Origin of the sequence: Micromonospora sediminimaris (assembly GCF_016863575.1) — a bacterium.
In the GTDB taxonomy this organism is placed as follows: domain Bacteria; phylum Actinomycetota; class Actinomycetes; order Mycobacteriales; family Micromonosporaceae; genus Micromonospora; species Micromonospora sediminimaris.
In genome coordinates, this window is sequence record NZ_BOPD01000019.1 from 1 (window position 1) to 20,910 (window position 20,910).

The following is a 20,910-nucleotide window of genomic DNA, read 5'->3' on the forward strand; positions in this document are numbered from 1 at the left end:
GCCCTCGTGCTCCTCACGTGCCGTGCGCACTCGATCTTGGTGGTCAAGACTCTCGGCGGGGCCGGATACGCGAGCGCCCGGGACGGGCGTCCGCGCCTCATTACTCTATCGCCGCGAGCCGACTCGGCTGACCTCGTGTGTCTGCGTCGTAGGCCCGGTACGCGTCGTTTTGCACAACCATCCACGCTCAACGGGTGTTCCGGGCATGGTCTGTGTACGCGCAGAGCGAAATTCGAACCGGCGGCCGGAGCCTCCAGGAACGCCGCACGGGGCGCCCCGGCCCGGGACAGCACCACCACGGCACCATCCACAGGTTGTGGACAAGACATCCACCGGCTGTGGACAACGCGCGGTACGCCCCGAATAGTCCCGCGACGACGACGCCGGCCCGGAGAGCGTCTCCGGGCCGGCGTCGTGCTCACTCCTGGTGCCTGGTCTCAGTGACCGGCCTTCGAGTGGTACTCGTCGACGATCTCCTGGGGGATCCGGCCTCGGTCCGAGATGTCCTTGCCCGCCTTGCGCGCCCAGGCCCGGATGGCCTTGTTCTGCTCGCGGTCGGCGGTGGCGCCACCGCGACCACGGGCGGCCCGACCACCGACGACCACACCGCCGCGACCGACCTTGGTGCCGTGAGCGATGTACGGGGCGAATACCTCGCGCAATTTCTCAGCGTTCGAACCTGACAGGTCGATCTCGTACTGAACACCGTCGAGCGCGAACTTGACGGTCTCGTCCGCGTCCCCGCCGTCCAGGTCATCGACCAGCTTGTGAATGATCTGCTTGGCCATGCCACATTCCTTTCGAGCAGGGCTGATCCTGCCAACTGCACAAGCACAATAACCCGTCAGATGCTTGCCGCGTCAATAGGATGCGGTAACGAGGCGGTAAGTTTTCGTACGACTACTCGGGGCGAACCAAGGGGAAGAGGATGGTTTCCCGAATTCCCAGGCCGGTCAGCGCCATCAGGAGACGGTCGATTCCCATTCCCATGCCACCGGCCGGCGGCATTCCGTACTCCATCGCCCGGAGAAAGTCCTCGTCCAGTCGCATCGCCTCGTCGTCGCCCCGAGCGGCCAACTGCGCCTGGGCCATCAGTCGTTCCCGCTGCACCACGGGGTCGACCAGCTCGGAGTACGCGGTGCCCAGTTCGAAACCGAGCACGTACAGGTCCCACTTCTCCGCCAGGCCCGGCTCGCTGCGATGGGAGCGGGTCAGCGGACTGGTCTCCTCCGGGTAGTCGCGCACGAAGGTGGGTGCTTCCAGGCCGGGTACGACCAGTTCCTCGAACAGTTCCTCGGCGAGCTTGCCCGGGCCCCACTTCGGGTCGACGGCCAGGCCCACCTTGTCGGCGTACTCAACCAGGCGCGCCCGCTCGGTGTGTACCGTGACCTCCTCACCCAGCGCCTCGGAAAGCACACCGAAGAGAGTGACCGAACGCCACTCGCCACCGAGGTCGAACTCCCGACCGTCGGCGTGGGTGACCACCGTCGATCCGGAGACCGCGATCGCCGCCCGCTGGACGAGATTGCGGGTCAACTCGGCCATCGTGTCGTAGTCGCCGTACGCCTCGTACGCCTCCAGCATGGCGAACTCGGGCGAGTGCGAAGAGTCGATGCCCTCATTACGGAAGTTGCGGTTGATCTCGAAGACCCGCTCGACCCCGCCGACCACGGCACGCTTCAAAAACAGTTCCGGCGCGATTCGGAGATACAGATCGGTGTTGAGCGCATTGCTGTGGGTCACGAAAGGCCGGGCCGCCGCACCACCATGCAGCAACTGCAACATCGGGGTCTCCACCTCAAGGTAACCCTCGGCGTGCAACGAATCACGCAGACTGCGCAACGTGGCCGCCCGAGTACGCACCATCTGCCGCGCCTGCGGACGGACGACCAGATCGACGTAGCGCTGCCGGACCCGGGCCTCCTCGCTGAGCGGCTTGTGCGCCACCGGCAGGGGGCGCAGCGCCTTGGCGGTGACCGCCCACTGCTCGGCCAGCACCGACAGCTCACCCCGACGGCTGGTGATCACCTCTCCGGTGACCCCGACGTGGTCACCGAGATCCACCAGGCGCTTCCAGGCTTCCAGCCGATCCGCGCCGACCCGGTCCAGCGACAGCATGGCCTGCAGTTCGGTACCGTCACCGTCGCGCAAGGTGGCGAAGCAGAGCTTGCCGGTGTTCCGTACGAAGATCACCCGGCCGGTGACCGAGACCCGGTCGCCGGTGGCGGTGTCCGTCGGCAGGTCCGCGTATCGCTCGCGCAGCTGGCTCAGCGTGCTGGTACGCGGGTAGCCGATCGGATAGGGCTGCACACCGTCGGCGAGCATCCGGTCCCGCTTCTCCCGGCGGACCTTCATCTGCTCGGGAAGGTCGTCGGCGGGGTCGACTGGCACGGGGCTCTGTTGGGTCACGGCACGCTTCCTCAGCGGGAGAATTCGGGCGGGGTCAAGCCCCGAGCGTACTCAAACGCCCCGGGGACCGTTACTGGATAGCCTGCCGGTCATGACCGACCCCACCCAGGCCCTCTCCTTCGGCACCGCCGCCGCCGACTACGACCGCTACCGTCCCCGCTATCCACCGGCGGCGCTGCGCTGGGCGCTCGCCGGCATCGACGCTCCCGCGCAACTTGTCGATCTGGGTGCCGGGACCGGCATCCTGGCGCGTGGGCTGCTCGCCCTGGGGCACCGGGTGACCGCCGTCGAGCCCGGCCCCGCGATGCGGGCCCAGTTGACGTCGCTCGACGGCGACCCGCTCGCCCTGGCCGGCAGCGCCGAGGCGATGTCGCTGCCCGATGGGTACGCCGACGCCGTGCTCACCGGTCAGGCGTACCACTGGTTCGACCGGCCACGGGCGCACGCGGAGATCGCCCGGGTGCTGCGGTCCGGCGGGGTCTTCGCGCCGTTGTGGAACCTGCGCGACGACTCGTGCGCCTGGGTGGCCGAGCTGAGCCGAGTCGCCGAGATCGGCGACACCGTCGAGTACCTGCGGCAGAGCGTGACCGACTTCGGCGACTCCTTCACCAGCCCGGAGTGGGCCGAGTTCACCCACACCACCACGCTGACCCCCGACGAACTGCTCGGCCTGGTCCGCACCCGCTCCCACTACCTCACCGCCGCCCCTGACCGACGCGCCGAGGTCGACCGTGAGGTCCGCACCCTCCTGCGCACCCACCCCGACCTGGCCGGCCAGGAAACCGTCACCCTCCCCTACACCACCCTCGTAGCCCGCGCCCGAAAAACCTGAACCACTCACGACGAGACCGCGACAACGGACGGACCCCCACCCCCCACCACAGACCCCACCCCCAGCGGACGGATGACGCGTACCCATCGAAGGGTTTCCGGGCAGCCCGACCGGCGCAGGGATCAAGCCTGACCGCCCGGAGCCGGTCGGGCTGCCCGGAAACCCCACCGCAACCACCGAAGCTGCCCGGACCCACCGCAAGAAGAGAACGAGAAAGCGTCAGACGTTCCGCTCGTACACCATGCGCAACCCGATCAGCGTGATCATCGGCTCGTGATGCGTGATCGTCCGGCATTCGTTGAGCACCAGCGAGGCCAGCCCGCCGGTCGCGATCACCGCCTTCAGCTCGCCCATCTCGGCGGCCATCCGCTCCACGATCCGGTCCACCTGGCCGGCGAAGCCGAAGTAGAGGCCCGCCTGGAGGCACTCGACGGTGTTCTTGCCGATCACCGAGCGGGGCCGGGTCGCCTCGACCTTGCGCAGCTGGGCGGCGCGGGCGGCGAGCGCATCGAAGGAGATCTCGATGCCCGGGGCGAACGCACCGCCGAGGAACTCGCCCCGGCCGCTGATGACGTCGAAGTTGGTGGTGGTGCCGAAGTCGACGACGATGGACGGCCCGCCGTAGAGGGTGTACGCGGCCAGCGTGTTGACCACCCGGTCCGCGCCGACCTCCTTCGGGTTGTCGATGGCGAGTTGCACCCCGGTACGTACGCCGGGCTCGACGATGACGCTCGGCAGCTCACCGTAGTAGCGGGTGAGCATGGTCCGCAGCGAACGCAGGGCCGCCGGGACCGTCGAGCAGGCGGCCACGCCGGTGATCTCGACGGCGTCACCGGCGAGCAGCCCCCGGAACATCAGCCCCAGCTCGTCGGCGGTCGAGCGGGCGTCGGTCTTGATCCGCCAGGAGTGCACCAGCTTGTCGCCGTCGAAGGTCGCCAGCACGGTGTTGGTGTTCCCGATGTCGATGCAGAGCAGCACGCACGCAGCCTAGACGGGTTTACTCCGTACGCAGGTCCAGGGCGATGTCCAGGATCGGTGAGGAGTGGGTGAGCGCGCCGACGGAGAGGAAATCGACGCCGGTGGCACCCACCGCCGCCGCGTCGGCGAGGGTCAGCCCGCCGGTCGCCTCCAACTCGGCCCGGTCCCCGACGGCGGCGACCACCTCGGCGAGCACGGCCGGGGACATGTTGTCCAGCAGAAGAAAGTCGACGCCGGCCTCGACCGCCTCCACCGCCTCGGCGAGGGTGTCCACCTCCACCTGCACCGGTACGTCCGGGAACGCTTCCCGAACCCGCCGGTAGGCGGCGGCGACGCCGCCCGCCGCGAACTTGTGGTTGTCCTTGACCATGGCGACGTCGTGCAGGCCCATCCGCTTGTTCGTGCCCCCGCCGGCCCGGACCGCGTACTTCTCCAGGGCTCGCAGTCCCGGGGTGGTCTTGCGGGTGTCCAGGACCATCGCCTTGCTGCCGGCCAGCGCGTCCGCCCAGGCCCGGGTGTGGGTGGCCACTCCGGACATCCGGCTGAGCAGGTTGAGGGCGGTGCGCTCGGCGGTGAGCAGCACCCGGGTGGGGCCGGTCACCGTGGCCAGCACGTCCCCCCGGGCCACCCGCTCGCCGTCGCGGGCCACCAGCGAGACCTCGACGGTACGTCCGATCCCGGTACTCTCGGCGGCCAGTTCGAACACGGCGGCGGCGACCGCCAGCCCGGCCACCACGCCGTCGGCGCGGGCCACCACATCGGCGGTGTCCGTCTGGGTCGCCGGGATGGTGGCGACGCTTGTCACGTCGAGCCCGTCCGGACCGAGATCCTCGACGAGCGCGTTCTCGATGATCCGGCGCACCTGGTCCGGGTCCAGCCCGGCCGCGCGCAGCAGCCGCACCGTCTCGCTGGTCATCGCGTCTCCTCCCACCGGGTGGTCAACCGTCCCTGCTCGCCGACGGCACCGACCAGGTGGCCGTGCCACCGCTCGTCGGCCACCGGGAAGTCCTCCCGCCAGTGGCAACCCCGGGTCTCCCGGCGGGCGTACGCGGCGGCAACCAGCGTGGCAGCCACCGTGAGCAGGTTCGTCGCCTCCCAGTCCGCGGTGCGCGGTGTGCCACGAGCAACGCCCAACTCGACAAGTTCGGCGGCGGTCGCGGTGAGCGTCGCGGCCGAGCGGAGCACCCCGGCGCCCCGGGTCATCGCCCGCTGCAACGCTGACGTCGCCGCGGCGGGCAGCACCCAGCCACCCTCCCCACGCCATGCTCCGGTGTCCGCCGGGCGGGCCTGCTCGGGGAGACCGGCGGCGATGTCGTCGGCGATCCGTCGGGAGAAGACCAGCCCTTCCAGCAGCGAGTTGCTGGCCAGCCGGTTCGCGCCGTGCACGCCGGTGCAGGCGACCTCGCCGCAGGCGTACAGACCGGGGATCGAGGTCCGACCGTGCAGGTCGGTGCGGACCCCACCGGAGGCGTAGTGCGCAGCCGGGGCCACCGGGATCAGGTCGGTTCCCGGGTCGACGCCGATGGCCAGGCACGACGCGACGATCGTGGGAAAGCGGCGGGCCAGGAAGTCGCCGCCGAGATGGCGGGCGTCGAGGTGGACGTGATCGTCACCGGTGGCCAGCAGCACCCGGTGGATGCCCTTGGCGACCACGTCCCGTGGCGCCAGCTCGGCCAGCTCGTGCTGGCCGAGCATGAAGCGTTTGCCGTCGGCGTCCACCAGGTGCGCGCCCTCGCCCCGCAACGCCTCGGAGACCAGCGGCTGCTGGGCGTGGCCGGCCCCCGGCACTCGGGAGTGTTCCGGCACGATCAGCGCGGTCGGATGGAACTGCACGAACTCCACATCGGTGACCGCCGCACCGGCCCGCATGGCCAGGGCGACCCCGTCTCCGGTGGAGACCGCCGGGTTGGTGGTGGCCGCGAAGATCTGCCCCATGCCGCCGGTGGCCAGCACGACCGCGCGGGCCAGCAGCGCACCGACACCGTCCTCGCTGCCCTCGCCGAGCACGTGCAACGTGATCCCGCACGCCGCGCCGAGCCCGCCCGGGCCGTCGCCGGGGGCCCGGAGCAGATCCAGCACCAGCGCGTGCTCGACGAGCCTGATCCACGGGTCGCGGCGTACTGCCTCGTGCAGCGCCCGCTGCACCTCCGCACCCGTCGCGTCGCCGCCGGCATGCACGATGCGGTCTGCCCGGTGCCCACCCTCCCGGGTGAGCATCAACGAGCCGTCGGCGTTGCGGTCGAACTCGGCACCGAGGCGCATCAGTTCCCGCAGCCGGGTCGGCCCCTCCTCCACCAGTACGCGGACCGCCGCCGGGTCGCACAGGCCCACGCCGGCGATCTCGGTGTCGGAGGCGTGCATGGCCGGGGTGTCGGTCGGGTCGAGTACAGCGGCGATGCCGCCCTGTGCCCACCGGGTCGATCCCTCGTCGATGTCGACCTTGGTGACCACGGTGACGTGCAGGCCCGCCTCACGCAGGTGCAGCGCGGCGGTCAGCCCGGCCACGCCGGAGCCGACCACGATCACGTCGGTGGTCTCCACCCAGCCGGGTGCCGGGGCGGCCAGCCGGTTCGGCAGTGCCGGCAGGCCGACGGTCGGTAGGTCCATGCCCACAGTCAACCCGAATGGCTTTCGCCTCGGGCGGCGGGGGCGGGACGAGTGGTTCCGGCTACTTCGTCCGGACCGGAAGTTCAGCCGGGCCCACTCCCTTGAGCGTCCCGGTCACCCGACGGTCGCTGAGCCACAGGTAGCAGCGGATCCCCCGATCGCCCACCCGCCACCGACCGGCGCTGGGCGGACGCACCACCACGTCGGTACGGAAGACCAGGTCGTCGTCGTCCGGCAGACCGGCGAAGCGGGCCAGAACCGACCGGCAACCGGCGTAGAAGGGTGCCCACTGCGCGCTGCGCGTCGGATACGGACGGTCCGGGGCCGGCCAGACCCCGGCGAACTCGGCGTCGTGACGCTCGGTACACGGCACCGGAACCAGGGTCTGCACCACCCCGCCCCCGCCGGTGCGCGTCTGCTGGCAGCCCAGTCGCAGCGCCGACGCCGTCCGCAGCACGTCGCGCAGCGAGCCGGTCCGCAGCACGACCTTGGCGCCCGCCTCCACCGTGTCGACCTCCATCAGGTCGCAGCGGTACCAGCGCGAGCCGGCCGCCCAGCCCGGCTCCGACGGCACCGCGACCGCCAACCGGAGCCGCCCGGCCCGCCAGTTGTCACCGACGTAGCCGGTGGCCCGGTTGTCACACTCGACAAAGGCGGTACGCAGCTCCGCCGAGCTTGTGGACGGCGGTTGATTCCGGTCGGCGGGGAAGGTGCCGACGTGCACCGTCTCCACCCGGTGCGGCGCGGCGCAGTCCACCGGCGCGTACGCACCGAGCGGCACCACCTCGGCGAAGTCGGCCTCGTGACAGACCCCCGCGGCGGGGGTGAAGGCCCCGGGCGGCGGCAACGCGGCCCAGTCGTCCACCAGGTTGCCGTCCAGCCCTGCGGTCGATCCGCAGCCGGCCAGCAGCGCCGCCACGGCGAAGGCGGTGACCAGGGTCCTCGTCGCATGCTGCATGGCGCCGCCTCCCCCAGTCAGCGGCCGTCCCCCGACGGCGCCTTCAGGGTAACCAGAAATGACCTTCCGGTGACAGACCGGAATCGCGGCGCGATCGTCGCCGCCGGTCAGAAAGGCCGCCCGAACAGGTGCCGACGGACCCGGCCGCCGAGCGGACCCGCTACACCGACAGCGGGTTCGACACCGGGGCGCCAGCGGTGCCGGGCGCGGCGGTCGACGGGTCGGCACCGAGGTCGACGACCCGGTTGTCCGCGTCCACGTGCACCACCCGGGGGCGGTACGCACGAGCCTCGGCATCGTCCATCTGCCCGTACGAGATGAGGATGATCAGGTCGCCGGGCTGCACCAGGCGGGCGGCGGCACCGTTGATGCCGATCACCCCGCTGCCCCGCCGGCCCGGGATCACGTACGTCTCCAGCCGGGCGCCGTTGGTGATGTCGACGATCGCCACCTGCTCACCGGGAAGCAGGTCGGCGGCGTCGAGCAGATCCTCGTCGACGGTCACCGAGCCGACGTAGTGCAGGTCCGCCTGGGTCACCGTGGCCCTGTGGATCTTGGACTTTAGCATCGTGCGGAACATCGGGACGCCTTTCACGGGTATGTGTGGTCAGGAAGCCGGGTCGAGTCGGATCGGAGCGTTGTCGATCAGTCGGGTGGCGCCCACCCAGGCCGCCACGAGCAGTCGGGCCGGGCCGCGTACCGGCCCGGGCTCCAGATCCGGATCGGTGAGCACCAGGTAGTCGAGCCGTGCTCCGGAGTCGCCGGTACCGAAGGCCACGTGCGCGGCGGTCAGGACCGCTGCGGCGTCACGACCAGCCGCGGCTGCCTCGGCACCGGCCCGCAACGCCCGGGACAGGCTCAGCGCCACCGACCGCTCGGCCGGCGAGAGGTAGCGGTTGCGGCTGGACAGGGCGAGGCCGTCCGGTTCCCGGACCGTGGGCACCCCGATCACCTCGACCGGCACGTCCAGGTCCCGGCACATCCGTCGGACCAGGGTCAACTGCTGGTAGTCCTTCTCACCGAAGAAGGTCAGGTCCGCGCGGGTGAGCTGGAGCAGCTTCAGCACCACGGTGAGCACCCCGTGGAAGAAGCCGGGCCGGCTCAGTCCTTCCAGATCCTCACCGAGCGGCCCCGGAGTGACCCGAACCGCCGGCTCGCCGCCGGGGTACATCTCCTCCACCGGGGGAGCGAAGACCAGGTCGGCACCGGCCCGCCGGCACACTTCAAGATCAGATTCGAGAGTACGCGGGTAGCGGTCGAAGTCCTCGTTCGGCCCGAACTGCAGCGGATTCACGAAGATCGTCACGATCACGTGGTCGGCGCGCGCTCGGGCCTCCCGCAGGAGCGTCTCGTGCCCCTCGTGCAGCGCACCCATGGTCATCACCACCCCCACCGTCCCGGTGCGGGCGGCTCGCGCCCGGGCCAGGTCGGCACGGGTGTGCACCAGCTCCGTCACGTGATCCACCTCGCTCGACAGCTGTCCTCCGCCGACGGTCACGCCGCCACCCCGCTCCGGTAGTCGTCCAGGACGCCGAGCAGTGGCGCCACGTCGCCCGGACGCAGTCGGCCGGCCGCGACGGCCCGATCGGCGGTACGCCGCGCCAGCACGAGGTAGGGCTCGACCGACTCCGGTGCGGTGGCGGCGAGCTGCGCCAGGTGCCGCCGCACCGTACCCGCGTCGCCTCGGGAGACCGGGCCGGTCAACGCGTCGTCACCGAGGCGCAACGCGTTCTCCAGCGCGGCACGCAGCAACGGGGCGAGCACCTTCTCGGGCTGACCCACCCCGGCGTCACGCAGCCGGTCGGCCGCCTCGTTGACCAGGGTCACCAGGTGGTTGGCACCGTGTGCCAGCGCCGCGTGGTACAGGGGTCGGTCGGCCTCGGCGATCCACTCGGGCACCCCACCGAGGTCGACCACCAGACGGGCGGCAAGCGGGCGCAGGTCGGCCGGCGCGGTCACCCCGTACGAGATGCCGGGCAGCCGGCCAAGGTCGTCGGGCGTGCCGGCGAAGGTCATCGCGGGATGTAACGCCAGCGGACGGGCACCGGCCGCGCTGGCCGGCGCCAGGACCGCCAGGCCGTGCGCCCCCGACGTGTGCGCGATCACCTGACCGGGGCGCAGCGCGCCGTCGGCAGCCAGAGCGGCCACCACCTCGGTCAACGCGTCGTCCGGCACGGCGACCAGCAGCAGATCGGTGGCAGCCCGGGCGACCTCGGTGGCGGACCGGCGAGGAACGGTCGGCAGCAGCAGTGCCAGGCGGGCCCGGGAGGCACCGGACGCCCCGCTGGCGGCGACCACCCGATGGCCCGCAGCGGCCAGCGCGGCGCCCAGGGTGGCACCCACCCGTCCGGCGCCGATGACGCCGACGGTGAGCACGGAAGTGGTGGCGACCTGGGCCGATGCCACGGTCGCGGGCCGCCGACGGGCGGCCGAGTCGGTGCGCAGCGGTGCGCTCATGTCACGATCCAGTCCTCGAGACGGGGTACCGGTCGGGGCAAGTATGCGTCGCTGACGCGGATCTGAAACAAGGATGTGTGAAATCGTTCACCGGTGTGAGGAGGGCCCCATGTCGATGCGCTGGCGGGAGGCGATGCGGCAAGCGCTCTACGGACCCGACGGCTTCTTCGTCTCCGGTGCCGGGCCGGCAGCCCACTTCCGGACCAGCGTGCACGCTTCCCCGATTTTCACCTCGGCGCTGCTCCGCCTGATCCACCAGCTCGACGCCGCCCTGGGCTTCCCCGACCCGTTCGACGTGGTGGATGTGGGGGCTGGGCGGGGTGAACTGCTCCACGCTCTCGCTGTTGGGGTTTCCGGGGAGCCCGCCCGCTCCGGGCTCGCCCTGGGGGTTTCCGGGGAGCCCGCCCGCTCCGGGCGGTCAGGCTTGATCCCTGCGCGGGCGGGCTCCCCGGAAACCCTGACCACCACGGCCGCCGCCGGTACCACGCCGGCTGAAACCTCATCCGCATCCGTCGAATCATTGCCGTCCGCGCCGGTTCCGCTGGCTCGGCGGGTACGGTTCACCGCCGTCGAACTCGCCCCGCGCCCCGACCACCTTCCCGACCAGATCGTCTGGACGAACGAGATCCCCACCGGCATCACCGGCCTGCTGCTGGCCACCGAGTGGCTCGACAACGTCCCCCTCGACCTCGCCGTCCACACCGACCACAACTGGCACTACCTCCTCGTCGACCCCACCACCGGCACCGAGACGACAGGCGAACCAGTAGGTCGAGACGACGCAGCCTGGCTGACCACCTGGTGGCTCCCACAGACCGACCAGACACCGGAGGCGCGGACCGTTACGGACGACCCGAACCTCCCTCAGCAGACCGAAACGGACGGGTCGGGCTCGACCAGGTCGGGTTTCCGGGCAGCCCGGCCGGCGCAGGGATCAAGCCTGACCGCCCGGAGCCGGCCGGGCTGCCCGGAAACCCCCACGGACCGCACCCCCACGGACAGCAGCTCAGCTGTGCACAGGGCGGAGATCGGGCGGGCCAGGGACGAGGCATGGGCTGATGCCGTGGGGCGTGTCGACCGAGGGCTGGCGTTGGCGGTGGACTACGGACACCTGCGTGCGGAGCGGCCGATCGACGGGACGCTGACCGGGTACCGGGCTGGACGGCAGGTGCCGCCGGTGCCGGACGGCTCCTGCGACGTCACCGCACACGTCGCCATGGACTCGGTCGCCTCCACCGGTGAACGGGTCGCCCGGTGCGCGTACGTCCTGACCTCGCAGCGGGAGGCGTTGCGAGCGCTCGGGGCCGACGGCGGACGACCGCCGCTGAGCCTGGCCTCCAGCGACCCGGCCGGCTACCTGCGGGCGCTGGCCACCGCGTCGGCGGCGGCCGAGCTGATCGACCCGGCCGGCCTCGGCGGCCACTGGTGGCTGTGGCAGCCGGTGGGCCTGCCCGCCGACCGGCTACCGCCTCTCGCGGCCCTGCGCGGTGGTGCCCACGAGCTGAGCCGCTGATGGGCGACCACCGCCAGGCCCGGTGGTTCATGGCACGATGGCGGGCATGACCACGGGCGAGCTGCGCGAGCTGACCGTCGGCACCGGCGCCGGGCTGGTGGCCGGCACCGGCGGGGAGCAGCTCGGCGCGGACATGGTGCTGAACATCGGACCGCAGCACCCCTCCACGCACGGCGTGCTGCGGCTCAAGCTCGTGCTCGACGGCGAGCGGGTGCTCGCCGCCGAACCGGTCGTCGGCTACATGCACCGGGGTGCCGAGAAGCTGTTCGAGGTACGCGACTACCGGCAGATCATCGTGTTGGCCAACCGGCACGACTGGCTCTCGGCGTTCGCCAACGAGCTGGGCGTGGTGCTCGCCGTGGAACGGCTGATGGGCATGGAGGTGCCCGAGCGAGCCACCTGGCTGCGGATGGCGCTCGCCGAGCTGAACCGGGTGCTCAACCACCTGATGTTCCTCGGTTCGTACCCGCTGGAGATCGGGGCGATCACTCCGATGTTCTACGCCTTCCGGGAACGGGAGACGCTCCAGGCGGTGCTGGAGGAGGTCTCCGGCGGGCGGATCCACTACATGTTCAACCGGGTCGGCGGCCTGAAGGAGGAGGTGCCGGCCGGTTGGACCGGTCGGGCCCGGGCCGCCATCGGTGAGGTACGCCGCCGGATGCCGGACCTGGACAATCTGATCCGCCGCAACGAGATCTTCCTGGCCCGGACCGTCGGGGTGGGGGTGCTGTCGGCGGCGGACGCGGCGGCGTTCGGTGCGTCCGGTCCGGTCGCCCGGGCCTCCGGGCTCGACCTGGACCTGCGCCGGGACGAGCCGTACCTGGCCTACGACCAGCTCGACGTGCCGGTGGTGACGAAGACGGCCGGCGACTGTCACGCCCGCTTCGAGGTGCTGCTCGACCAGGTGTACGCCTCGCTCGACCTGGCGGAGCAGTGCCTGGACCGGGTCGACCAGCTCACCGGACCGATCAACACCAGGCTGCCGAAGGTGCTCAAGGCACCTGAGGGACACACGTACGCCTGGACGGAGAATCCGCTCGGCATCAACGGGTACTACCTGGTCTCGCGGGGCGAGAAGACGCCGTGGCGGCTCAAGTTGCGCACCGCCTCGTACGCCAACGTGCAGGCCCTGGCCACCCTGCTGCCCGGCTGTCTGGTGCCGGACCTGATCGCCATTCTCGGCTCGATGTTCTTCGTGGTCGGCGACATCGACAAGTGACTGCCCCTTCCCGGCGCCGCTGACGGGCGACGGCGTGCGAAGGGTCAGCGCCAGCGGCCAGTGCCACTCTCGTACGCGGCCGGGCCGTGGTCGGGCTCGTCCACGCGATGCCGGCGGCCGTACTGCTCCCCGCCCGCACGCTGTGCTCGCGCCGGTTCGGGCTGGTACCCGTACGCCGGCTCCGGCGCGTAGCCGCGCGCCGGTTCGGGCTGGTAGCCGCTCGCTTGGTCGGGCTGGTGACCGCGCTGACGGGGCGGACGCCACTCCTGCGGCACCGGCACCCCGCCAGCGGGTAGCGCCGGACGGTTCTCCGGCTCACCCCAGCCGTCCCGCCACGCGTCGTCGCTCGCCGCCCGGCGTGGCTCGTCGCGACGTACGCTCGCCCAGCGATCCTCCATCCGGTATTCGGTGCCGGCCGGATCGGCGTGCAGCTCGGCCCGGCGTTCGCCGACGCGCAGCTCGCGGCCCCGGTCGTCGTCGCGTACCGCCGCCCACCGGTCCCCGGCCCGCAGCTGCGCCCAGTACTCACCGGTGTCGTCCGCCCGGTGTCCCCGGGCCGCCGGCACCGGGTCGGCGGGGGCCTCCCAGCGCTGGTCACCCGCGTCCCAGCCCCGGTCGTCGCGCGGGCCCCAGTCACCGTTCCGGTCCGCGGAGGGCCCGTCCGGATAGCCGGAGCCGCCGTCGCGGGCGGCGGACCAGTCGTCGTGCGCGGCGGACCAGCGACCCTGCTCCCGCGGTGGAGACCAGGACCGTTCCTCTTCGCGGGGTGAACCGGACCAGGAACGCTCGTCGTCCCGGGACGATCCGGACCAGGAGCGCTCCTCCTCCTGCGCCGCCCCGGACCAGGAACGTTCGTCGTACCGCTCCGCACCGGACCAGCGGTGGCCGTCGTCCCGGCGGGAACGGTCCTCGCCGTCGGACCACGAGCGGTCGTCCCGGTCGATGCCGCGCCCCTGCCCGTGCTCCCCGGCCTGCGCTCCCGACCACCCCGACGAGTATCCGCCGTACCGGCCGCCGGACTCGCCCACGATGGTGTGCCGCGTGGTGACGTGCACCGTCTCGGTGTGCCGGACCACCCCGAGCGGCCTCGGCGCCGGCTCGCCCGGACGACTGTCCTGCTCCGGACGGACCGGCGATCCGTAGACACCGGCTGAGCCGCTGGCCGGGCGATCGTTGCCGGGCCGGGAACGTTCCCCGCCGTACCCTGCGACCGGGCCGTGACCAGACTGAGCTGTGCCGTAGACCCCGGCCTGCGCGGCCGGCCGTTCGGGCTGCCGCGGCGGGGCCTCCGGGGTTGGCACCCGGGCCCGGCCGGGGCCGGGTGGCTCGTCGTTCGTGGCCGCATCGACGCCGCCCGCGTCGATCCGCCGACGCACCCCGGCCAGCGCCTCCTGTACCCGCTGGACCTCGTCAAGAGCCTGGTTTCCGCGCTGGGCGGCAGCCACGATCTCACCGCGCAACTCCCGCCGCAGCTCGTCGACCTCCGCCCGGAGTTCCTCGGCGTGCTGTCCGCCGCCGTCGGTACGCAGCGTGATGGAGAGCCCGATCAGCACCACAGCCAGGATGGCCAGCACCGCGGCGAACCGCAGCGGCCCGTTGCCGTCAGCGACCAGCAGAATCAGCACCGCGACGGGGGCCAGGGCCACCCCGCCCCAGAAGAGCACGGTGAGCAGCTTGCGCGTATCGGCGGGCACCGGGGCGGGCATGGGTCCGCAGCCTACCGAGAGTTGCGTCACGTGGGAACGGCTTGACGGCAGGTCCGTCGGGAATGCGCCAGGGTTACCGCTGCGCGGTTACGGCCGGCAGACGGCATGGCGCCCCGGCCGACTCGGCCGGGGCGCCATCGCGGTTGGCGCGGCTGCTCAGCTCTGCGCGTACGCCGCGTCGGTCGAGAAGACCAGGCCGACGCTGATCGTGCCGTTGCGCAGGCCCGTCTTGGTCAGCGGGCCGCCCTGGTCGAGTGAGGAGAACGAGCCGACCGTCAGCCCGTAGGTCTGCTCCAGGCCGGGCTTGCAGAACGGACGCTCCTGGCACTCCGGCGGGCCACCCAGCACCGTCGCCGTACCCGAGCACTTCTCGGCCAGTTCGGAGAGGGTCCGCACGCCGTACTTCTCGGAGAACTCCTGGGTCACCGCGAAGGCGTTCTGGTTCTGGGCCGCTGCCGGCGCGCCGAAGGTCAGGCCCACCTGCTCGCCCAGGTCACGCAGCGCGGTGACGGTCTTGTCGACGTCCGGCGAGGAGACCGGTTGGCCACCGCTGTTCACCTTGCCGTTGAGGAACTCGGCGAGGGTGGCCGCGTACTCCGGGACGACCTGGATCTCGCCCTTCTCCAGCGCCGGCTCGTACAGCTCCCGGTTGCCGATCTGCTGCACGGTGGCCTGGTAACCCGCGGCGGCCAGCTGGATCTTGTAGAGCTCGGCGATGATCTCGCTCTCGGTGAAGTTGCCCGCCCCGACCGTGATCTGCCCGCCCGGTCCCTGCTCCACACCGTCGGTAAGTGAGTTGGCGTCGGCGAACTCCTGTGCCGCGGCCTGGGCGCTCTTGCGGTCCACGTCGACCGCCTTGTTGAGCTGCACCAGCTTCGGCGTGTCGAGCACCGCGGAGACCTTGTCGAGGGCGGCGATCAGCTGCGGGGTCGCCACCTCGCTGTTGACCGCCGGGATGATGTTGTCAGCGTTCTGCAGTGACTTGTCGTCTTCGAGTGCGATCAACTGCTCACCGGCCACCGGCGCACAACCCTCGCCGGAGGCGCCCTGCTCGGGCGCCTCCGTGCCGGACGAACCGGCGTCGCCGCAACCCGCCAGGACCGCCGCCGCGACAGCCCCCACGACCGCGATGGACAGTCTTCTACCTGCGCGCATGAGCCCGCCTTCCGTGTCCCGGCGCGGCCCCGGTGGGCCGGCCGCGTGTCCGACGGGCGATCCGCCCTCCGGCCGCCCGCGTTTCCACCCAACATCCTGACGCGGCCCCCCGACAAGCCGAGGAGGCGTTCGTCACCGGAACGTCACCCATTGGGGTCATCGCGGCCCGGCCAGTCCCCCCAGGTGTCGTCGATCGCACGCCCGGCCCGCTGGGCCAGGGTGTTCGGTCCCGTGGTCTTCGAGTCAGGGGTCTCCTGGTCAGGAGCCGGCGACGGCGTCCGCCGCGCGTCGCCCGGCACGACGCCGGACGCGGCGCAGCGGGCGGGGGGTGACCAGCCGTTCGACAAACGCGAAGAGCAGTTCGACGCTGACCGCGAGCCCGGCGACCAGTAGCCCGCCGGCCAGGATCTGACCACCACCGACCGCGATGCTCAGACCGAACCCGAACCGGATGATCTCACCCAGGCCACCCCCGTTGACGAAGGTCGCCAGCGCCGCGGTGGCGACCACCTGGACGGCGGCGGTGCGGAAACCGGCCGCGAGATAGGGCACCGCGAGCGGCAGTTCCACCCGACGTAACACCTGCGCCCCGGTCATGCCCATGCCACGGGCCGCCTCCCGGGTCTGCGGATCAACCTGCCGCACCCCCGTGTACGCGTTCGCCAACAGCGGCGGCACGGCGAAGACGGCCAGCGCCACCACCACCGCCGGCCGGCCGAACCCGAGGAAGGTCAACGGGAGGATGGTGAGCAGGGCCAACGTGGGCACCGCCAGGGTCAGGTTGGAGACGAGCACCACCAGCCCGCCGCCCCGGCCGGTGTGTCCCAGCCACAGACCCAGCGGCCAGGCCACCAGGCAGCCGACCAGCACCGCGGCGGCCGAGATGCTTACGTGCTCGCCGAGCCGGTCCAGGATGCCGCCCGGGTTCGTCCAGTTCAGCGGGTCGTTGAGCCAGACCACCGCCTGGGACACCGGGTTCGTCGCGGCGCTCATCCGGTCCGCCCGCGCAGCCATGGGGTGAGCAGCCGACCGGCCCCCACCAGGAGCAGGTCGAGCACCAGCGCCAGCAGGACGCAGAGCAGCGTGCCGGTCATGATCTGGGCCTTGTAGAGGTTGTTCTGGAAACCGGCGAAGATAATTTGCCCGAGCCCGCCCCGCCCGATCACCACGCCGACGGTGACCAGGGCAACCGTGGACACCGTGGCCAACCGCAGCCCGGTCAGGATGCCGGGTAGGGCGAGCGGCAACTCGATCCGCAACAGTCGCCCCCAACGGCCGTACCCCATGCCTTCGGCCGCCTCGCGGACCTCCGCCGGCACCTGGTTGAGCCCGGCGACGGTGTTGCGGACGATCACCAGCAGCGCGTACAGCACCACCACGCTCAGCACGGTCGCGACACCGATGCCCAGATAGGGTGCGACGAATGCGAACAGGGCCAGGGAGGGAACCGTGTAGAGCACCCCGGTCAGTGCGAGAATCGGCCCGGTGAGCGGCCGGAACCAGTACGCCACCACTGCCAGCGGGACGGCGATCAACGCGGCGATGAGCACCGCCCGGAGGGTCAGCGTGGTGTGCTCACGCAGGGCGTTGAGCACGGTTTCCGAGTTGTCCCGCACGTACTGCCAGGAGAACCACGGGTTACCCGGATCGGCCCGGTAGCTCAGGCGGAAGGACATACGTGGACGTTACCCCGGGTGCCGACGGTCATCGACGTGCCGCGTCGATCACCCTCGACGGCATCGGCAAGCGCTACCCGGACGGCACCGAGGCTGTCCGCGAGCTCAGCCTGCATGTCGACGAGGGCGAACTGGTTGTGCTGATCGGCCCCTCCGGTTGCGGCAAGTCGACCGTGCTGCGGATGATCAACCGGCTGATCGAGCCCACCGAGGGCCGGATCCTGCTCGGCGACTCCGACGTCACCCGGGTCGACCCGGTGAAACTGCGCCGCCAGATCGGCTACGTCATCCAGAACGTCGGGCTCTTCCCGCACCAGACGGTGGCCGCCAACGTCGCCACCGTGCCCCGGCTGCTCGGCTGGGCCGCCGGTTCCGTCAAGCGCCGGGTCGAGGAGCTGCTGGAGCTTGTCGGTCTCGATCCGGCGCAGTTCGGCCGGCGCTACCCCCACGAACTCTCCGGCGGCCAGCGGCAGCGGGTCGGGGTGGCCCGGGCGCTCGCCGCCGATCCGGTGGTGCTGCTGATGGACGAGCCCTTCTCCGCCGTCGACCCGATCGTGCGCACCCGGCTTCAGGAGGAGTTTCTGCGGTTGCAGGCGGAGGTACGCAAGACCATCGTGCTGGTCACCCATGACCTGGACGAGGCCGTCCGGCTCGGCGACCGGATCGCGGTGCTCTCCGAGGGCGGCCGGTTGGAGCAGTACGACATCCCGGCGGCGCTGCTCGGCGCCCCCGCCACCGGCTTCGTCCGCGAGTTCGTCGGAGCCGACCGAGGGGTCCGCCGGCTGGCCGTCACCCCGTTGACCCGGGAGGTGCTTGATCCGCTGCCGGTCGACGGCGTGGCGGACCTGCCATCGGTGCCGCTGGGCGGGTCGGCGTACGACGCGCTGGCCGTGCTGCTCACCTCCGCCGGTGGCCAGGCCGTGGTCACCGAGGACGGGCGGCCGGTCGGGACGCTCAGCCGGGAACGCATCCTGACGCTGACGGAGTCGGCCGGCTGAGTGCCGCGATGCGTCGCCGGGCTCAGCGATGTTCAGCCCGGCGTCCGGCACCGGAGGTCGGCCGGGTCCGTCGTGCCGACGGACCCGGCCGTACGGTCAGCGCCGGCCCCGGTAGCCGCCCAGGGTGGCGATGCCGATGATCCAGCCGACGAAGAGGCCGTACTCCGCGCCGTCCCCCGCAGCCTGGAAGGCGCCCAGCAGCGACGGGTTGGTCCGGATCAGCGTGGTGAACAGGGCCGCGAAGGCCCCGGCGAAGACGAACGCCGCCCAGCCGGCGAAGAACTGGCTGATGGTGCCCCGGGCACGGGCGAGCTGGGAGCCCGGCAGCAGGTAGAGGAACAGGAAGGTGAGGACGACCACGAGGATCGCCCTCAGGTCGTCGGCGAAGATCTCCTGGATCGAGTCGGAGGAGTCGAATCGCCAGGCCGGCCAGGCGAGCAGTCTGAGGAACCACCCGCCGGCGCTGTCCGGATCGGTGTTGTCCCGGGCCCAGTCGACGTACCAGGGACTACCGAAGACCAGAACCAGGATGAGCGCGGCGAGCGTGCCAGCGCCCGGTGCGGACTTGTAACGATTGGTGAGAGCCATGGCCCCGCTATTTCCCAGCGGATCGACGCAGGCAAACGCGAGGTGTCATTTATGGTGGTACGAGCGTTTGACGGCTAATGCTTCATCAGGTAGTCGATGAACGCGGCGCGCAGCAGCGGTGCCGACTCCTCGTAGCCGTGCCCGGTCATCTCGCGCCAGAGGGCCACCGCCTCATCGACAGTCGGCCCCACCGAGTTGGGCGCGCCGTCCAGCGCGGCGGCCTCGTCCGCATTCGGCAGGTGCCGCAGCACCGACCAGAAGAACCGTACGTCGCGGCGCTCCCGAGCAAGGGTGAACGCCCGTTCACGCAACTCCTCGGTGGAGAGGACGTCCAACTCCTCGAACGACCGGCCGCCGGAGATCGATGATGTGTCGGTCATGTGCCGAGCCTAACCGTCGAGATCACGCTCGGCGCGCCGACAAGCTGCCGACCCGTCAGCGGTCATCGGTCTCCCAGGCTGGTGGGCCGGCCTCCCACCGCCGGGCTCCCCACGGGTCCGTACCGCTGACGGACGGTTGGGCCGGCAGCACGGGCGGCCAGTCGCCGACCGGTTGCGGCTGCGTCACACTCCATCCAGCCCCGGTGTTCGGTTCGGTGGGCGGCGGGGGCGGAGCCCCGAAGACCGGCAGCGGACGTCCGTACCTCTCGACCAGGCGTGTGACGATGAGCCCGACGGCCAGCGCAGCACCACCGACCGCCCAGTAGCTGACCGTCCAGCTGCGCGACTCCGCGTACGCCAGGAACAGCCCGATCGCGCCGGCCGTCAGCAGCGTGCCGAAGACGCCGCCACGCAGCCCGAACGCGCTGGTGCCGGCGAGCAGCGTCGCGCCCACCGCCAGCACCGTCCAGTCCAACCCCGCCGTCGGTGTCACGGTGCCGTCCGCCGCGGCGATCAGCACTCCGGCGAGGGCCGCGAGCACGGTGGAACAGACGTATCCAGCGGTGGCGACGAGGGCGGCCGCCGCTCCCCGCCGCCGGGCCGGGTCGGCGACCGGACGGAACCGGCCGACCAGCCGACGGATCGGGCTCACCGCTCCGAAGAGACCACCGAACACCGCGATCGCGGCGAAGCCCACGAAGAGCTGTCCGGCGGTCCCCCGCGGGTCGTAATCCCCCTGCACCAGTACGGGCGCGGAGCGCTGCTCGATGTAGACGATGACGCCGGCCGCGCCACCGAGGCTCGCCGCCCAACCGGGCACGTGCAGCAGCGCGACCACCAGCCCGAGCACCAGTCCACCGATCGCGGCCACGGCCGTGGCCATGCCGACGGTGCCGAGCAACCCGCGGTCGCTCTGTTCGGCGAAGTGCAGCCCGGCCGCGACGGCGACCGGCCCGACAGCGAGGTTGACCGCGGCGGTACGCAGCGTCAGCCCGACGGCCAGGGCGAGCAGACCCAGACCGACCACGTCGACGATGAGGTCCCGCAGCCCGTTGCCGCGCAGCAGGGCCGGATCCTCCCGCCACACCAGGTAGACAAGTGCGCCGAAGCCGAGCAGCAGGAGCGTCTCCCAGACGATGTAGACGCCGAAACGGTCCCGGCCCGGCTCGGCGTCGGAATCGTCGAGCACGGCCTCCGCCCCGGTCGCGGGACCGGCCGAGGTGGGCTCCGGCGGTCCATCACGGCCCGGTTCGTCGTACCCCATGATTTCTGCCTCCCAGCGGTCGCCCGGACTCCACCGACGCAGGGGCGGACCAGCGGCGGGGCGTTGCCCTTCGGTCGCAGGCACCGTACCCGCGCGCGAGAGCGGACGTAACCCCCTGCCTGGGCGGGTGGCTGACGGCCCGGACCGGGTTGCGCAGGCCCGGCGAGCCG

At 71.6% G+C, this 20,910-nt stretch carries 20 protein-coding genes; 4 read left to right on the forward strand and 16 right to left on the reverse strand.

Annotated features, from left to right (window positions below; all coding sequences use genetic code 11):
* Positions 1-437 precede the first annotated feature (437 nt).
* Together Vse01_RS16170 and lysS are read right to left on the reverse strand one after the other, a co-directional pair.
* A complete protein-coding gene (locus Vse01_RS16170) occupies positions 438-788 on the reverse strand; it encodes a histone-like nucleoid-structuring protein Lsr2 (protein ID WP_093409819.1) in 351 nt (116 codons plus the stop codon).
* 112 nt (positions 789-900) lie between these two features.
* A complete protein-coding gene (gene lysS, locus Vse01_RS16175) occupies positions 901-2,409 on the reverse strand; it encodes a lysine--tRNA ligase (RefSeq protein WP_093409821.1) in 1,509 nt (502 codons plus the stop codon).
* 91 nt (positions 2,410-2,500) lie between these two features.
* Here lysS and Vse01_RS16180 point away from each other — a divergent pair, with 91 nt between their 5' ends.
* Positions 2,501-3,241 carry a class I SAM-dependent methyltransferase gene (locus Vse01_RS16180; protein ID WP_093409824.1) on the forward strand — a complete coding sequence of 247 codons (741 nt, stop codon included), beginning with the start codon at positions 2,501-2,503 and terminating at the stop codon, positions 3,239-3,241.
* Positions 3,242-3,460: 219 nt separating this feature from the next.
* On the opposite strand, the gene Vse01_RS16185 is transcribed toward Vse01_RS16180, so the two are convergent.
* From Vse01_RS16185 to Vse01_RS16215, 7 genes are all read right to left on the reverse strand, one after another.
* The gene (locus tag Vse01_RS16185; RefSeq protein WP_093409827.1) at positions 3,461-4,219 is read right to left on the reverse strand and encodes a type III pantothenate kinase; all 759 of its coding nucleotides are present in this window, start codon (positions 4,217-4,219) and stop codon (positions 3,461-3,463) included.
* A gap of 19 nt (positions 4,220-4,238) precedes the next feature.
* Complete coding sequence (nadC, locus tag Vse01_RS16190) at positions 4,239-5,135, reverse strand: carboxylating nicotinate-nucleotide diphosphorylase (protein WP_093409829.1); 897 nt, start codon at positions 5,133-5,135, stop codon at positions 4,239-4,241.
* Positions 5,132-6,826, reverse strand: a complete 1,695-nt coding sequence (locus Vse01_RS16195; RefSeq protein ID WP_093409832.1) for an L-aspartate oxidase — start codon at positions 6,824-6,826, stop codon at positions 5,132-5,134. The genes nadC and Vse01_RS16195 overlap by 4 nt, the downstream gene beginning before the upstream one ends.
* 61 nt (positions 6,827-6,887) lie before the next feature.
* A complete protein-coding gene (locus Vse01_RS16200; protein ID WP_093409835.1) occupies positions 6,888-7,784 on the reverse strand; it encodes a septum formation family protein in 897 nt (298 codons plus the stop codon).
* Positions 7,785-7,944: 160 nt separating this feature from the next.
* Positions 7,945-8,364: an aspartate 1-decarboxylase gene (gene panD / locus Vse01_RS16205; RefSeq protein ID WP_093409837.1), complete on the reverse strand. Its 420-nt coding sequence runs from the start codon at positions 8,362-8,364 to the stop codon at positions 7,945-7,947.
* A 27-nt stretch (positions 8,365-8,391) separates the two neighbouring features.
* Positions 8,392-9,240 (reverse strand): pantoate--beta-alanine ligase, encoded by an 849-nt coding sequence (panC, locus tag Vse01_RS16210; protein WP_093410101.1) that lies wholly within the window; start codon positions 9,238-9,240, stop codon positions 8,392-8,394.
* A 38-nt stretch (positions 9,241-9,278) separates the two neighbouring features.
* Positions 9,279-10,241, reverse strand: coding sequence for a Rossmann-like and DUF2520 domain-containing protein (locus tag Vse01_RS16215; protein ID WP_093409839.1), 963 nt, complete (start codon positions 10,239-10,241; stop codon positions 9,279-9,281).
* A gap of 109 nt (positions 10,242-10,350) precedes the next feature.
* Here Vse01_RS16215 and Vse01_RS16225 point away from each other — a divergent pair, with 109 nt between their 5' ends.
* Together Vse01_RS16225 and Vse01_RS16230 are read left to right on the forward strand one after the other, a co-directional pair.
* A complete protein-coding gene (locus Vse01_RS16225; RefSeq protein ID WP_232511428.1) occupies positions 10,351-11,754 on the forward strand; it encodes an SAM-dependent methyltransferase in 1,404 nt (467 codons plus the stop codon).
* 37 nt (positions 11,755-11,791) lie between these two features.
* Positions 11,792-12,973: an NADH-quinone oxidoreductase subunit D gene (locus Vse01_RS16230; protein ID WP_170863599.1), complete on the forward strand. Its 1,182-nt coding sequence runs from the start codon at positions 11,792-11,794 to the stop codon at positions 12,971-12,973.
* A gap of 44 nt (positions 12,974-13,017) precedes the next feature.
* On the opposite strand, the gene Vse01_RS16235 is transcribed toward Vse01_RS16230, so the two are convergent.
* The 4 genes from Vse01_RS16235 to Vse01_RS16250 form a co-directional block, all read right to left on the reverse strand.
* Positions 13,018-14,679: a hypothetical protein gene (locus Vse01_RS16235; RefSeq protein WP_139233237.1), complete on the reverse strand. Its 1,662-nt coding sequence runs from the start codon at positions 14,677-14,679 to the stop codon at positions 13,018-13,020.
* Between the two features lie 156 nt (positions 14,680-14,835).
* Positions 14,836-15,834 (reverse strand): glycine betaine ABC transporter substrate-binding protein, encoded by a 999-nt coding sequence (locus Vse01_RS16240; RefSeq protein ID WP_093409843.1) that lies wholly within the window; start codon positions 15,832-15,834, stop codon positions 14,836-14,838.
* A gap of 258 nt (positions 15,835-16,092) precedes the next feature.
* On the reverse strand, positions 16,093-16,827 hold the full coding sequence (locus tag Vse01_RS16245) for an ABC transporter permease (protein WP_373870678.1): 735 nt from the start codon (positions 16,825-16,827) through the stop codon (positions 16,093-16,095).
* Positions 16,824-17,510: an ABC transporter permease gene (locus tag Vse01_RS16250; protein WP_093409848.1), complete on the reverse strand. Its 687-nt coding sequence runs from the start codon at positions 17,508-17,510 to the stop codon at positions 16,824-16,826. The genes Vse01_RS16245 and Vse01_RS16250 overlap by 4 nt, the downstream gene beginning before the upstream one ends.
* 2 nt (positions 17,511-17,512) lie before the next feature.
* Between Vse01_RS16250 and Vse01_RS16255 the strand changes: the two genes are divergently transcribed.
* Positions 17,513-18,508, forward strand: a complete 996-nt coding sequence (locus tag Vse01_RS16255) for an ABC transporter ATP-binding protein (protein ID WP_093409851.1) — start codon at positions 17,513-17,515, stop codon at positions 18,506-18,508.
* A 96-nt stretch (positions 18,509-18,604) separates the two neighbouring features.
* Here the strand turns inward: Vse01_RS16255 and Vse01_RS16260 are convergent, their stop codons facing one another.
* The 3 genes from Vse01_RS16260 to Vse01_RS16270 form a co-directional block, all read right to left on the reverse strand.
* Positions 18,605-19,096, reverse strand: a complete 492-nt coding sequence (locus Vse01_RS16260) for a hypothetical protein (RefSeq protein WP_093409853.1) — start codon at positions 19,094-19,096, stop codon at positions 18,605-18,607.
* A 74-nt stretch (positions 19,097-19,170) separates the two neighbouring features.
* Positions 19,171-19,476, reverse strand: coding sequence for a hypothetical protein (locus Vse01_RS16265; protein ID WP_093409856.1), 306 nt, complete (start codon positions 19,474-19,476; stop codon positions 19,171-19,173).
* A 55-nt stretch (positions 19,477-19,531) separates the two neighbouring features.
* Entirely contained in the window at positions 19,532-20,740 is a 1,209-nt protein-coding gene (locus Vse01_RS16270; protein WP_093409858.1) for an ABC transporter permease, read from the reverse strand.
* Positions 20,741-20,910 lie beyond the last annotated feature (170 nt).

Coding starts and splice junctions, on each gene's coding strand:
- Vse01_RS16240 (WP_093409843.1), bottom strand. CDS start 15,834: ATGCGCGCAGGTAGAAGACTGTCCATCGCGGTCGTGGGGGCTGTCGCG.
- Vse01_RS16215 (WP_093409839.1), bottom strand. CDS start 10,241: ATGAGCGCACCGCTGCGCACCGACTCGGCCGCCCGTCGGCGGCCCGCG.
- Vse01_RS16235 (WP_139233237.1), bottom strand. CDS start 14,679: ATGCCCGCCCCGGTGCCCGCCGATACGCGCAAGCTGCTCACCGTGCTC.
- Vse01_RS16200 (WP_093409835.1), bottom strand. CDS start 7,784: ATGCAGCATGCGACGAGGACCCTGGTCACCGCCTTCGCCGTGGCGGCG.
- Vse01_RS16230 (WP_170863599.1), top strand. CDS start 11,792: ATGGCGGGCATGACCACGGGCGAGCTGCGCGAGCTGACCGTCGGCACC.
- Vse01_RS16265 (WP_093409856.1), bottom strand. CDS start 19,476: ATGACCGACACATCATCGATCTCCGGCGGCCGGTCGTTCGAGGAGTTG.
- Vse01_RS16250 (WP_093409848.1), bottom strand. CDS start 17,510: ATGTCCTTCCGCCTGAGCTACCGGGCCGATCCGGGTAACCCGTGGTTC.
- Vse01_RS16195 (WP_093409832.1), bottom strand. CDS start 6,826: ATGGACCTACCGACCGTCGGCCTGCCGGCACTGCCGAACCGGCTGGCC.
- Vse01_RS16270 (WP_093409858.1), bottom strand. CDS start 20,740: ATGGGGTACGACGAACCGGGCCGTGATGGACCGCCGGAGCCCACCTCG.
- Vse01_RS16260 (WP_093409853.1), bottom strand. CDS start 19,096: ATGGCTCTCACCAATCGTTACAAGTCCGCACCGGGCGCTGGCACGCTC.
- nadC (WP_093409829.1), bottom strand. CDS start 5,135: ATGACCAGCGAGACGGTGCGGCTGCTGCGCGCGGCCGGGCTGGACCCG.
- Vse01_RS16180 (WP_093409824.1), top strand. CDS start 2,501: ATGACCGACCCCACCCAGGCCCTCTCCTTCGGCACCGCCGCCGCCGAC.
- panD (WP_093409837.1), bottom strand. CDS start 8,364: ATGTTCCGCACGATGCTAAAGTCCAAGATCCACAGGGCCACGGTGACC.
- Vse01_RS16225 (WP_232511428.1), top strand. CDS start 10,351: ATGTCGATGCGCTGGCGGGAGGCGATGCGGCAAGCGCTCTACGGACCC.
- Vse01_RS16245 (WP_373870678.1), bottom strand. CDS start 16,827: ATGAGCGCCGCGACGAACCCGGTGTCCCAGGCGGTGGTCTGGCTCAAC.
- Vse01_RS16170 (WP_093409819.1), bottom strand. CDS start 788: ATGGCCAAGCAGATCATTCACAAGCTGGTCGATGACCTGGACGGCGGG.